11 protein-coding genes are annotated in these 12,608 nt (G+C 73.1%); 2 read left to right on the top strand and 9 right to left on the bottom strand.

Features of this window, described 5'->3' with window-relative positions; genetic code table 11:
- Nucleotides 1–15: 15 nt before the first annotated feature.
- From DRB96_RS19680 to DRB96_RS19660, 6 genes are all read right to left on the bottom strand, one after another.
- Nucleotides 16–1,143 carry a mechanosensitive ion channel family protein gene (locus tag DRB96_RS19680; protein ID WP_112449630.1) on the bottom strand — a complete coding sequence of 376 codons (1,128 nt, stop codon included), beginning with the start codon at nt 1,141–1,143 and terminating at the stop codon, nt 16–18.
- A gap of 251 nt (nt 1,144–1,394) precedes the next feature.
- Nucleotides 1,395–1,775, bottom strand: a complete 381-nt coding sequence (locus tag DRB96_RS44740; protein WP_239516238.1) for a hypothetical protein — start codon at nt 1,773–1,775, stop codon at nt 1,395–1,397.
- A gap of 13 nt (nt 1,776–1,788) precedes the next feature.
- Nucleotides 1,789–2,532, bottom strand: coding sequence for a hypothetical protein (locus DRB96_RS19675; protein WP_239516237.1), 744 nt, complete (start codon nt 2,530–2,532; stop codon nt 1,789–1,791).
- Nucleotides 2,533–2,593: 61 nt separating this feature from the next.
- Nucleotides 2,594–3,406, bottom strand: a complete 813-nt coding sequence (locus DRB96_RS19670; RefSeq protein WP_275431961.1) for an amino acid ABC transporter ATP-binding protein — start codon at nt 3,404–3,406, stop codon at nt 2,594–2,596.
- Between the two features lie 28 nt (nt 3,407–3,434).
- Complete coding sequence (locus DRB96_RS19665) at nt 3,435–4,235, bottom strand: amino acid ABC transporter permease (protein WP_112449628.1); 801 nt, start codon at nt 4,233–4,235, stop codon at nt 3,435–3,437.
- On the bottom strand, nt 4,232–5,032 hold the full coding sequence (locus DRB96_RS19660) for an ABC transporter substrate-binding protein (RefSeq protein ID WP_112453568.1): 801 nt from the start codon (nt 5,030–5,032) through the stop codon (nt 4,232–4,234). The genes DRB96_RS19665 and DRB96_RS19660 overlap by 4 nt, the downstream gene beginning before the upstream one ends.
- 147 nt (nt 5,033–5,179) lie before the next feature.
- Here DRB96_RS19660 and DRB96_RS43080 point away from each other — a divergent pair, with 147 nt between their 5' ends.
- Nucleotides 5,180–5,356, top strand: a complete 177-nt coding sequence (locus tag DRB96_RS43080; RefSeq protein ID WP_162688657.1) for a hypothetical protein — start codon at nt 5,180–5,182, stop codon at nt 5,354–5,356.
- Nucleotides 5,357–5,363: 7 nt separating this feature from the next.
- Here the strand turns inward: DRB96_RS43080 and DRB96_RS19655 are convergent, their stop codons facing one another.
- The 3 genes from DRB96_RS19655 to DRB96_RS43820 form a co-directional block, all read right to left on the bottom strand.
- Nucleotides 5,364–6,662 carry an MFS transporter gene (locus DRB96_RS19655; RefSeq protein ID WP_112449627.1) on the bottom strand — a complete coding sequence of 433 codons (1,299 nt, stop codon included), beginning with the start codon at nt 6,660–6,662 and terminating at the stop codon, nt 5,364–5,366.
- Between the two features lie 11 nt (nt 6,663–6,673).
- A complete protein-coding gene (locus DRB96_RS19650) occupies nt 6,674–7,957 on the bottom strand; it encodes an alkaline phosphatase family protein (RefSeq protein ID WP_112449626.1) in 1,284 nt (427 codons plus the stop codon).
- 98 nt (nt 7,958–8,055) lie between these two features.
- Nucleotides 8,056–11,307, bottom strand: coding sequence for an FAD-binding and (Fe-S)-binding domain-containing protein (locus DRB96_RS43820; protein WP_204357775.1), 3,252 nt, complete (start codon nt 11,305–11,307; stop codon nt 8,056–8,058).
- 55 nt (nt 11,308–11,362) lie between these two features.
- Here DRB96_RS43820 and serC point away from each other — a divergent pair, with 55 nt between their 5' ends.
- Nucleotides 11,363–12,481, top strand: a complete 1,119-nt coding sequence (serC, locus tag DRB96_RS19640; protein ID WP_112449625.1) for a phosphoserine transaminase — start codon at nt 11,363–11,365, stop codon at nt 12,479–12,481.
- The last annotated feature ends 127 nt before the right edge of the window (nt 12,482–12,608 follow it).

The raw sequence follows: 12,608 nt of genomic DNA, 5'->3' as shown, positions 1-12,608 counted from the left end.
GGCGGCTACCGGCCGCTACCGTCCGCTGTCCGCCAGGGCCTGGACCGGGGCCTGGACCGGGGCCTCGCGCTGGTGCGGGACCGGCGAGGCCGCCGCGGAGGGTGCGGCCCGCAGGTCGTCCTGCCGGAGCTCGACCGTCCGCGTGGGGGCGGGGATCGAGATGCCCTCCTCGTGGAACCGGCGGTGCAGCCGCTTGATGAACTCGTGCTTGATCCGGTACTGGTCGCTGAACTCGCCGACGCCCAGGATCACCGTGAAGTCGATCCTGGAGTCCGCGAAGGTGTGGAACCGGACGGCCCCCTCGTGGTCTGGGACCGCGCCGTTGATGTCGGCCATCACCCCGTCGACCACCTCCAGGGTCACCCGCTCGACGTGCTCCAGATCGCTCTCGTAACCCACCCCCACCTGGACCAGGATCGACAACTGCTGCTCGGGCTGGGTGAAGTTGGTCATGTTCGTGCGCGCGAGCCGCCCGTTGGGGATGATCACCAGGTTGTTCGAGAGGTTGCGGACCACGGTGTTGCGCCAGTTGATGTCGACGACGTACCCCTCCTCGCCGCTGGTGAGCCGGATGTAGTCACCGGGCTGCACCGTCTTGGAGGCGAGGATGTGGACGCCCGCGAAGAGGTTGGCGAGGGTGTCCTGCAGGGCCAGCGCGACCGCCAGACCACCCACGCCGAGAGCGGTCAGCAGGGGCGCGATGGACACGCCCACGGTTTCGAGTGCGACCAGCAAGCCCATCGCGAGCACCACGACCCGCGTGATGTTGACGAAGATGGTGGCCGAACCGGCCACTCCCGTCCGGGCCTGGGCCACCGACTGGACGAGACCGGCGACGACCCGGGCCGCGCCGAGCGTGGCCATGAGGATCAGCAGCGCGGTCAGCGACTGGTTCACCCAGCCGGAGACCCGCGTGCTCAGCGGCAGCGTCGAGGCGGCCACCGCGGCGCCCGCGATGACGGCCGCCCCCGGAGCCAGGGCGCGCAGCGCGCCGACGATGAGGTCGTCGCCGCTCCACCGGGTCCGCAGGGCGTGCTTGCCCAGCCACCGTACGAGGGCCCGCAGGAGCAGGCCGCCGACCGCGCCGGCGGCCAGCGCGATGCCGGCGACCAGCCAGTCGTGCAGGACGAGGTCCCGGGTCAACGGACGCCCTCCGCCCCTCGTCGGACCGGGGATGCGGCGGCGGGCGCTGCCGGCCGCCGTATGAGGTGTGTCTTCACCTTGTCACCTGTCAGTTCGTCGTGCACGGAGGCGTGTTCGCACACGCGCGCGCATGTGGAACGAGCTGCCATCCTGCCCCATGGCCACGGCGGCGCCGCAGGTGGGCCGGGTCCGCCGACGGACCGAGAACTGCAGCGGTCGGTAGCCGCGGTCCCCGAGCACGGTGTCGATCGCTAGTTCTTCTGCAGGGTGCGGGTGACACCGGCGATGACGGCGGTCGTGAGCATCCAGCCGAGGACGATCAGCAGGTAGGCCAGCCACTGGATGACGTCGTTCGACCAGTACCACCCCGCGCGCTGTCCCAGACCACCGATGGGAATCAAGAGGTCGAGTGTGTAGACCAGGGGCTGGAACGGGAAGCCTTCACCCGGCTTCACCGAGGTCGGAGAGTCGGTACCGAAGACCAGAGTGCCCAGCAACGTCAACGTCAGGAGCCAGACACCTGCCAACCAGGGCCGGTAGCCGTACCCTACGGTCACGTCGAGCAGGTGCCCCCACGCCCGTGCCGGCGGGGACAGGGTGAGGCGTCGGTGACGCTGTTTCGCCAGCAGCACGCGGCGGGCGTCGTCATCGTGGCCGATCCCCCGGTACCAGCCCGCGAGTTGCTCGTACGGCTGCGGGGCATATCCGGGGTTCCGACGGACCCACGCCCGGCGACGGGCCACCTCGTCCCTGACCGGCGTTTCGCCCGCGCCCGCTGCTGACGCGCCGTGCGCCAGGCAGCCGGAACCCGCCTCGTGTGGTGAGCCGCTGGGCGAAGACGCCGCCGTCCAGGACGAGGCCACCCGCGAGCACTGCCCACTCCTCCGGGCTCGAGATCTTGGCATCCGAGAGCAGGAGATTCCCGGCCATACGGACGTTGACGAGTACGAGGGAGCCACCTTCGACACTCGACCGCCTCAGATCCAGGTCGCCCTCGATCCGTGCGAGTTCGGCGTCGATCCCCGGAACCCAGCTGTCCGTGATCTCGATCGTCCGGGTCGTGGCCCCGTGCAGCCGCACCGCCTCGTCCAGCCGGCAGCCCTCCAGCGAGAACGTGTGGCGGATCTCCGCCCCGGACAGGTCGAGGCGGCCGGTGATACGCGTCCCGGCGAGTCGCAGGGCGGCTACGCCACCGGACCGACCGTCGTTCGCGCCGAGCAGCAACGCCGTCACCACGGCCGCGCGGACCGTGCGTTCGGGACCCCATCGAGTACCCGCGGAGGGAGCGTCAGCCTCGGGCACACCTGTGCGCAGGTCGACTCGACGCCCCTCGGGGAAGGCGTCCCACAGCTCGCGCTCCGGCGGGGTCAACTCGTCGTATGACAGCACCCATGCAGAGTAATGATCTCCTCACCCGGTCGCGCGCCAACCAGGAGAACGGTTCGTTCTGTCAGGGGTTCTCAGCGGGTCGCGGGTCCTCGCCGGCGGCCCCGGGGGCCTCGGTCCCCGCCGGGTCCAGGATGCGGTTGAGGAAGGCCTTGGTCCGCTCGTGCCGGGGGTCCCCGACCACCTGCGCCGCCGGACCCTGCTCGACGATCACGCCGCCGTCCATGAACACGACCCGGTCGGCGACCTCCCGGGCGAAGCTCATCTCGTGGGTGACGACCATCATCGTCATGCCCTCGCCCGCCAGTACCCGCATCACCGCCAGGACCTCGCCGACGAGTTCGGGGTCGAGCGCCGAGGTCGGCTCGTCGAAGAGCATCACCTCCGGGCCCATCGACAGGGCCCTGGCGATCGCCACCCGCTGCTGCTGGCCGCCGGACAACTGGGCGGGGAACGCCTCGGACTTGTCGGCGAGGCCGACGCGTTCGAGGTTCTCCGCGGCCACGGCCGCGGCCCTGGTCCGGTCCCGGCCCAGGACCCGGCGCTGGGGCAGGGTGAGGTTGCCGGTGACGTTCACGTGCGGGAAGAGGTTGAACTGCTGGAAGACCATGCCGATGCGGCGGCGTACGGCGTCGATGTCGACGTCCGGGTCGGTGACCTCCGTGCCGCCGACGAAGACCCGGCCCTCGCTGGGCTCCTCGAGCAGGTTCACGCAGCGCAGCAGCGTCGATTTGCCCGAGCCGGACGGCCCGATGACGCAGACCACCTCGCCGCGGGCGATCTCGAGGTCGATGCCGCGCAGGACGTGGTTGGCGCCGAAGGACTTGTGCAGTCCGCGGATCTCGATCTCGGGGCCGTCCGTGGCCTTCGTGTCCACCGCTGGTGTCTCCTGTGGCATGTCGTCCTCACGTGGCCTTGTCCGCGCGGGCCTCCAGGCGGCGCACCACGAAGCTCAGCGGCACGGTCACCAGGAGGTAGCACAGGCCCGCGACCAGGATCGGGGTGGAGTTGGCGGTCTGGCTGGCGAGGTCCCGGCCGAACTTCGTCAGCTCGCGCTCCTGCAGCGTCACGCCGAGGAACAGCACGAGCGAGGAGTCCTTGAACAGCAGGACCAGCTCGTTGGTGAGCGGCGGGATGACGATGCGGAACGCCTGCGGGATGACGACCGAGACCATGGCCCGGGCGTGCGAGAAGCCGAGTGAGCGGGCCGCCTCCATCTGCCCCTTGGGCACCGCCTGGATGCCGGCCCGGATCGTTTCCGCCATGTAGGCGGCGGCCACCAGTCCGAGGCCGATCGCGACCTTGCCGTACGTGCCGCCGGGGATCTCCGTACCGGGGAACGCCAGGGGCACCGCCACGCCCACGAAGATGAAGATCAGCAGGGCCGGGAGGCCCCGGAACAGTTCGATGTAGACGCCGGCGACCCACCGGTACGGGGCCACCGAGGACAGCCGCATCATGGCGATGACCAGGCCGAGGACCAGGCCGAGGAGGAACCCGGACGTCGTGTAGATGACCGTGTTGCGCAGGGCGGTGGTGATGATCTCCGGGAAGAGCCGCACCGCCAGGTCCTTCTGGGCGAACTGGTTCTGCAGCCGGCCCCAGTCGGCGTTGACGCCGACCAGGACCAGCACCGCCGCGAAGAGGGCGTACTGCAGGCCCTGCGAGAGTGCGCGGCGCTGTCGGCGGGTCAGCCGAGAGGTCACGGCGCGGCCTGGGGCAGCGGGCCGATCCACTGCTCGTAGATCTTCTTGTAGGTGCCGTCGGCCTTGGCGTCCGTGATGGCCTTGTCGATCGCGGCCACGAGGGCGGTGTTGCCCTTCTTCACCGAGAATCCGTACTGCTCGCCCGTGTCGATGCTCTGTCCGAGGGTGAACTCGGCCGCGTTCTTCGGGTCCTTCAGCCAGCCCTGGACGACGGGGTAGTCGATGACGACCGCGTCGACCTGGCCGGTGCGCAGTCCGTTGAGGACCGCGTCCGAACTCTCGAAGGCGACGGGGTCGAAGCCCTGGGCCTTGGCGTAGCTCTCGCCGGTGGTCTCGGCCTGCGCGCCCAGCTTCTTCGACTTCGCCTTGAGGTCGGCGAGCGAGGTGACGCCGCTCTTCTTGGTGGCGAGCAGTGCCTGGGTCGCGTCGAAGTAGGGGACGGAGAAGTCGACGTTCTTCTTGCGCTCGTCGGTGATCGTCATGCCGGCCGCCGCGAGGTCGCACTCGCCCGAGTTCAGGAAGGCGCCGGTCTTGAAGTTCTCGAAGGGCGTGTCGAGGATCTTCTGCTCGACCCCCAGCCGGGTCGCCACCAGGTCGACGAGCGCCACGTCGAAACCGACGACCTTGCCGTCCTTCTCGAACTGGAACGGCGGGTAGGGCAGGTGGGTGCAGGTGGTGAGCTTGCCCTTCTCCACGACGGGCACTCCGCCGGCCGCTTCGCCCGACCCGCCCCCGGAGGAGGAGCATCCGGCGACGAGGAAGGCGCCCGCCGCGGCGGCGGTGGCCGCGACGCGGATGCGGAGGCTGTTGCGGCGACTGCGGTTTCCTCTGGCCGTCCGGAACACGGTTGACCTCCACGGGTGCGGGGTGGGCGGCGATCACGGGACGGGACCGTCCGCCGAGATCGTAAGGCAAGGGCGGCGCCCGCTGAGGGATCTTCGGCGATGGGTTCCGGGGACGCCGGGCGGACCCGGGCGGATCCGGCCATGATCGCGGAGGCGGCCGCTCCGGGCTCCCCGGGCGGTCCCCCACCCGGCCGCGGGCCGTGGCTCGGGCCCGTCGGGGTATCCGGCGGGATGCGCCACGCCGTCGCCCCGGAGGCGCCGGGCTCGCACAAGTGACCGGATCTCAACGGCCCCGGGCGGCCCGCCGGTTCGCCGGCGGGTCGCCCTGCGGTGCGCGGGACCGGCCCCCGCGCGGGCGGCGGCCGGCCGCCGCGACGGCGGCCAGGACCAGCAGCAGTCCCCCGGCGGCGACGCCCAGGGCCGGGCCGGGTCCCCACAGGGTCCAGGCCGCCCCGAACAGCAGGGAGCCCGCGAACCGCGCCAGGGCCTGCGCGGTCTGGAGCACCGCGAGTCCGGTGGTGCGCAGCCCGGCCGGCAGCAGCGGGCCGGCGGCTGCCATCAGCACCCCGTCCGTGGCCGCGTAGAACAGGCCGAGCAGTCCGAGGACGCCGAGGACGAGGACGGGCCCGGGCGGTACCGGGGCCAGGAGCAGCAGGCAGGCGCCGGACAGCAGCAGGTGTCCGCCGAGGAAGACCCGGTGGCGGCCGAGCCGGTCGGCGAGCCGGCCCACGGGCAGCGCGGCCAGCAGGAACACGGCCGCCGTGCCGACGGGCAGCAGGGGGAAGTACGCGACCGGCAGGTCCAGGCGGCGTTGGAGCAGGAGGTAGAGGAAGGCGTCGCCGACGGTGAACAGGCCGAGCGCGGCGGCGGTCAGACACAGCCGCCGCAGGCCGGGGATCCGCAGGAGGTCCCGGGCCGAGGTCGTCCCGGCGCCGGGCGCGGCCGCGGGCGCCGGGCTCTCGCGTACGAACAGGGCCAGCACCACGACCCCCAGCACCGCGAAGCAGCAGCTCACCGCGAAGACGGCCTCGTACCCGTCCACCGCCACCCACAGCACTCCGAACGCGGCCAGCGGTCCCAGCAGGGCGCCGGCCGTGTCCATCGCGCGGTGCACGCCGAAGGCGCGGCCCTGCTCCTCCGGCGGACAGGACAGCGAGATCAGCGCGTCGCGCGGGGCGGTGCGCAGGCCCTTGCCGGTCCGGTCGGCGGCGAGCACCACCGCCACCGACCAGGGGGCGGTGGCGGCCAGCAGGGCGGCCTTGCACGCGGCGGAGATCGCGTAGCCGGTGCCGGCGACGAGTTTGCGGCGGTGGGTGCGGTCGGAGACCCGCCCGCCCACCAGGCGCAGCAGTGCGGTGGCGCCCTGGACCAGTCCGTCCAGGGCGCCGAAGGCGAGCGGGGACATCCCGAGCACGGTCACCAGGTACAGCGGCAGGACGGCGGTGACCATCTCGGCGGAGACATCCGTGACCAGGCTGACCAGGCCGAGCGCGAGCACCGTGCCGGGGACGGCCCGCAGGGGGCCCTTCGGAGCCGGAGGGCCTGCGGCGATGTCCGCGGCGCGGCTGGTCGACAGGTACACGGATGCCTCTCTCAGAACCAGTTGATGGTGAGGGGGAAGGTGGTGCCCGCGGCGGCTCCGGTGCTGTCGGTGGCGGTGGCGGTGATCTGGACGGTGCCGCTGCTCCAGGGTTTGCCGGTGATGCGGCCGGTGTTGGCGTCGAGGGTCAGGCCCCAGGGGAGTCCGGTGGCGGCGTAGCGGACGGGGGGCTTCCCGCCGGTGGCGGTGAGCTGGATGGTGCAGTTCTGGTTGAACTTGCAGGTCTGCGGACCGGGGTTGGCCAGCTTCAGATCACCCGGAGTCGGAGTCGGAGTCGGGGTCGGGGTGGGCGTGGGCGTGGGTGTCGGAGTGGGCGAAGCCGTGGAAGTGGGCGTCGGGGTCGGGGTCGGGTCCGTGGAGCCGCCGAACACCTCGCTGATCGGCTGGACGTTGGCCGCGTTCCCCGCGTGCCCCGTGCCGAAGAGGTCCTCGAAGGTGCGCAGCAGGTGGTGGTGGTTGAAGGCTGTGGCGTACTTGCCCGTCTTGACGTTCGCCCCGTAGAAGACGGTGGCGATCTGGTTGGAGCCGAGGTAGTTGTCCTCGTCCCACGTGAGCACCAGCAGGCTGTTGTTGGCCTTGGCCCATTGCGCGTAGGCGTCGATGTTGTTCTTCGTCCAGGTGTCGCCCGTGGCGACCGGGCAGGAGTGCATGTCGTTGCACTGGTTGGGCACGATGAACGACAGGTTCGGCAGCGCCGCGAAGTTGCCCTGCGGGAACTGGGCCCAGGTCTTGCCCGTGTTGAGCGGCACGTTCTTGAAGGCGAACCACGGGTTGTGCTTCTGCGCGTACTGGCCGTTGGTGCAGGCGGTGGACCCTTCGGCGGGCAGGTCCTCGTTGTACGTCGCGAAGGTCTTGCCGGCCGCGATCAGCTCTTGGCCGAGGTTGGGCGCGGTCATCGACTGGGGGGTGTAGCAGCCGTCGCCGGTGATTCCCTGGGTGGCGCCGGAGAAGAGGTTGAAGTAGTTCGGCTGGCTGGGGTGGGTCAGCGCCTTCATGCCGGTCAGGCTCGCGCCGCCGCCCGCCAGTTGGTTGATGTACGGGGCGTTGGCGCTGCCGATGACCTCGCCGTACTGCTTGTTCTCGTACACGACGACGACCACGTGGTCGTAGGTCGGCAGTGCGGCGGCACTCACGAGGGCGGACGCACCGCCCTCCGCCGCTTGGGAGTTGGCGATGGTGAAGGCGCCCAGCAGGCCGAGCGCACCGAGTCCGGCGACGAGCGCGGACCGGCGGGCCCGGTGTCTCGCGCTCGGCGTGGTCGAGGGATGGACGGGCATGGGTGGTTCCTCCTCGTGAGGGGTGGCGGGTGGTGGGTGGTCACTGGAGCTTGGTGAGTGGCGTGTGGTGCGTCGTGGGCGGCGGACGGCGGGTGGTGTCAGTGCTCGCGCCGGGCCGGACCGGACACGGCGATGTTCAGGAACCGGGGTACGGGCCGGTCCCGGTCGCGGAAGTCCGCCGCGACCGCCGCCCGTACGGCCGCCAGCCGCGCCTCGGGCAGGAGCACGAGGACGCTGCGCCCCGGCCGCCGTCCCGGGGCCCACGCGCTCAGGGATCCGGCCCGGCGGGCGCATCCCACGGCCCGTGCCAGGTCCGCCGCCCGGTCGGCGCCGCCCGCCGCGCCGCCGCGTACGGCCATCAGCACCAGGCGCGCCCCCGATTCGGCCGGGTCGAAGAGGACGTACCGCTGCCGCTGCCGCCGGGGCTCGCGTTGGCGCGACCCCTGGCCCACCAGGAGTGCCCTGCCGGGCCGGGCGAAGAGCGCGGCCCGGCGCAGCGCGTCGTCGCCGTCCGGCAGCGCCCCGGCCAGCAGCCGGGCCAGCAGCACGCGGTCCGGGTCCTCGCCGGCCGGCGTGTGGACGTCGGCCACCGCGAGGGCCATCGCGCAGTCGGCGGCCTCCGCCGTGGCCAGCCCGGCGGCCGGGGTCAGGGAGCCCTGGAGGTGCAGGTCGGTCCCGCCGCGGCCGTATCCGGCCCGGGCCAGGGCGCGCAGCACGGCGTACGGGCGGGCCGCCCAGGCCGGGGTGGCGGGCGGCGGCCCGGACAGGGTGAGCGGCAGGTCGCAGCTGTCCGCCGGGTGGCCGAGCGAGCTGAGCCGCACGAGCCCGTCGTCGCGCGGCGCCGCGGCGGCCGCCACCGGCCAGGACGCCGCCGCGACGAGGTCGGGCGAGCCCAGGCGGAAGGTGTACGGGGCACTCCAGACGACAGCCGGGGGCCTGCCGTGGGCGGACTCCAGGGCATAGGCGACGAGGCGGAAGAGCGGGTCGGCGGTGGCCCGGCGGGCGAGGTCGCCGCCGGCGGGCAGGACCGCGAGCGCCTCTCCCGGGCGGGTGGCGTCTCCCGGGCGGGTGGCGTCTCCCGGGATCACCACAGGTGCGAGCGGCGGCAGCGTGAGATGTGTAGAAGTGACAGCCCCCGGCGCGGCCTCGGGCGCGGCCCCCGGCGCGGCCTCGGGCGCGGCCTCGGGCGCGGCCCCCGGCGCGGGCAGGCCCTGCGGGCGGTCTTCCCCTCCCCGCCCTTCCACCGTTCCCCGGGCTCCGCCCGGACCCGGAAGACCTGGGGCTCCGCCCCGGACCCCGCGCCCGAGACGCCGGCGGGGCCGGCCTTCCGTGCCGCGCCACCAGCGGGTGAAGGGCTGCGGGGCCAGCGGGGGCAGGGCCCGGGCGCGCTCCAGGCCCGGGATGCGGAAGAGGCGGGCCAGCAGGTTCACCGGGCGGGCCAGCCGGAGCGCGGCGATCAGGCGGAGCCACGTCGGCAGGCCGCCCAGTACGTAGTGGGACAGCGGGCGCAGCCGGCCGGCCCAGTGGCGGTGGAGGAACTCCGCCTTGTACGAGGCCATGTCCACGCCCACCGGGCAGTCGCTGCGGCAGCCCTTGCAGCCCAGGCACAGGTCCAGCGCCTCGGCGACCTCCGCCGAGCGCCAACCGTCGGTCACGATCTCCCCGGCGAGCATCTCGTGCAGCAGCCTGGCCCGGCCGCGCGTGGAGTGCCGCTCCTCCCCCGTGGCCCGGTACGACGGGCACATCACCCCCGGCCCGCCCACGTCCGTGGTCCGGCACTTCGCGACGCCGACGCACCGCGCGACCTCCCCCGCGAAGTCCGAGGGCGGCAGCACCGCGAAGCGGAGGTTCTCGTCCAGGCGCGCCGGGCGGACCAGCATGCCCGGGTTCATGCCGCCCGCCGGGTCCCAGACCCGCTTGTAGGCCTCGAAGAGGGAGATCACCGAGGGCCCGTACATGCGCGGCAGCAGCTCCGCCCGCGCCTGGCCGTCCCCGTGCTCGCCCGAGAGGGAGCCGCCGTGGGCGACCACCAGGTCGGCGAGGGCGGTGGAGAAGGCGCGGAAGCGCCCCACGCCGCCCGCCGTCACGAGGTCGAAGTCGATGCGGACGTGCACGCAGCCCTCGCCGAAGTGCCCGTACGGGGATCCGCGCAGGCCGTGCTCCGCCAGCAGCGCGCGGAAGTCCCTCAGGTAGCCGCCGAGCCGGGCCGGCGGGACCGCGCAGTCCTCCCATCCGGGCCAGGCCATCCCCCCGTCGGGCATCCTGGTCGCGGTGCCCGCCGCGTCCTCGCGGATCCGCCACAGCGCCCGCTGCCCCGCCGGGTCGGTGATCAGCAGGCTGTCCACCGCGTCCGCACCCCTCAGCAGGGACCGCGCGGCGGCCTCGTCCCGCATTTCCGCGAACAGCCACGCGCCGCCCCTCGGCAGGCCCGCGGCCGCGGCCCCGACCAGGTCGGCCGCCATGCCCTCCACCGTCAGCGGCAGGTGCCCCAGCAGGCCCGCCGCCGCGTCCGCGGCCGCGCTCTCGTCGGCGTACCCGAGCACCGCGAGCACCGGTGCGCGCGGGGCCTCCACCAGGCGCACCACGGCCTGCGTCACCACCCCGAGCGTGCCCTCGCTGCCGCAGAACGCCCGGGCGAGCCCGGCGCCCCGCTCGGGGAGCAGCGCGTCCAGCCCGCCGTAGCCCGAGATCCGCCGGGAGAAGCCGCCCGCCATGCCGGTGCGCAGGACCGCCAGGTTCTCGGCGACCAGCTCCCGCAGGCCCGGCGGCGCGCCCGTCCAGCCGGTGGCGAGCCGGTACGAGGAGCCCCCGTACGCGGTCACCGAGAGCTCGGCCACGTTGTCGGCGGTGGTCCCCCAGGCGACCGAGTGGGCCCCGCACGCGTTGTTGCCGATCATCCCGCCGAGCGTGCAGCGGGAGTGCGTGGAGGGGTCCGGGCCGAAGACCAGCCCGTGCGGGCGCGCCGCGTCCCGCAGCCGGTCGAGGACCAGGCCGGGCTGGACCACGGCGGTGCGCGCGGCCGGATCGAGGGAGAGGAGGGCGTTCATGTGGCGGGTGAAGTCGAGGACGACTCCGGTCCCGGTGGACTGCCCGGCGATGGAGGTGCCGCCGCCGCGCGGGACGACGGGGACGCCGGCATCGGCGCAGGTCACGAGGGCGGCGGCCACGTCATCGGCGTCGCGCGGGGCGACCACGCCGAGCGGGACGCGGCGGTAGTTCGAGGCGTCCATGGTCGTCAGGGCCCGCGCGGCGGCGCCGAAGTCGACCTCTCCGCGCAGGTTCTTCCGCAATGTCCGTTCGAGTTCACCGGGTGAGGTCACGGACGACACCCTCCCACCGGCCCGGTTCATCTCATCGGGTGGACGCGCCTCCGAGGCGTGGACCGGGACCGGATACGCTCGGATCGTGGCTGAGATCCAGATTCCCGCTGACATCAAGCCCGCCGACGGACGCTTCGGCGCGGGCCCCTCCAAGGTGCGGACCGAGGCGCTGGACGCCCTCGCCGCCACCGGTACCTCCCTGCTCGGAACCTCGCACCGCCAGGCCCCGGTCAAGAACCTGGTCGGCTCGGTTCGCCAGGGACTCCGGGACCTCTTCTCCCTCCCCGAGGGCTACGAGGTGATCCTGGGCAACGGCGGCTCCACCGCCTTCTGGGACATCGCGACCGCCGGTCTCATCGAGCGGAAGTCGCAGCACCTCACCTTCGGCGAGTTCTCCTCGAAGTTCGCCTCGGCCGCGAAGTCCGCGCCGTGGCTGGACGCGCCGTCCGTGATCTCCTCCGAGCCGGGTACGCACCCGGAGCCGGTGGCGGAGGCGGGCGTGGACGTGTACGCGTACACGCACAACGAGACCTCGACGGGTGTCGCGGCGCCCATCAAGCGCGTCGCGGGCGCCGACGCGGGTTCACTCGTCCTGGTGGACGCGACCTCGGGTGCCGGCGGCCTGCCGGTGGACATCACCGAGACCGACGTCTACTACTTCGCCCCGCAGAAGTCCTTCGCCTCCGACGGCGGCCTGTGGCTGGCGGCGTTCTCCCCGGCGGCCCTGGAGCGCGCGGCCCGCGTGCACGCCTCCGGCCGGCACATCCCGGAGTTCTTCTCGCTGCCGACGGCGATCGACAACTCGCTGAAGAACCAGACGTACAACACCCCGGCGCTCTCCACCCTCTTCCTGCTGGACCAGCAGCTGGAGTGGATGAACAGCCAGGGCGGCCTGGAGTTCACGACCGGCCGTACGTCGGCCAGCGCGGCCCACCTGTACGGCTGGGCCGAGGCGTCGAAGTACGCGAGCCCGTTCGTCGCGGACGCCGCGAAGCGTTCCGCCGTGATCGGCACGATCGACTTCTCGGACGACATCGACGCGGCCGCGGTCGCCAAGGTGCTGCGCGCCAACGGCATCGTGGACACCGAGCCCTACCGCAAGCTCGGCCGCAACCAGCTGCGCGTCGCCATGTTCCCGGCGATCGACCCGGCGGACGTGCAGGCGCTGACCGCGTGCGTGGACTTCGTGATCGAAGCCCTCTGACCGACCCCTCTGACCGACCCGGCTGGCCGACCCGGCTGACCGAGTCGGCCGACCGACCCGTCCGACACGCTCCGGAGCCCCCGGTGACACTTCGTCACCGGGGGCTCCGCGTTGTCCGCATCCCGCC

This window comes from Streptomyces sp. ICC1 (assembly GCF_003287935.1).
Taxonomy (GTDB): Bacteria; Actinomycetota; Actinomycetes; order Streptomycetales; family Streptomycetaceae; genus Streptomyces; species Streptomyces tritrimontium.
Note: the sequence above shows the minus strand (reverse complement) of the source record. Positions and strands in the feature narration are given on the sequence as shown.

Excerpts from the sequence above, each read along its gene's own strand:
- DRB96_RS43080 (WP_162688657.1), top strand. The coding sequence starts at position 5,180 with ATGGGTTCCGGGGACGCCGGGCGGACCCGGGCGGATCCGGCCATGATC.
- DRB96_RS19650 (WP_112449626.1), bottom strand. The coding sequence starts at position 7,957 with ATGCCCGTCCATCCCTCGACCACGCCGAGCGCGAGACACCGGGCCCGC.
- DRB96_RS43820 (WP_204357775.1), bottom strand. The coding sequence starts at position 11,307 with ATGAACCGGGCCGGTGGGAGGGTGTCGTCCGTGACCTCACCCGGTGAA.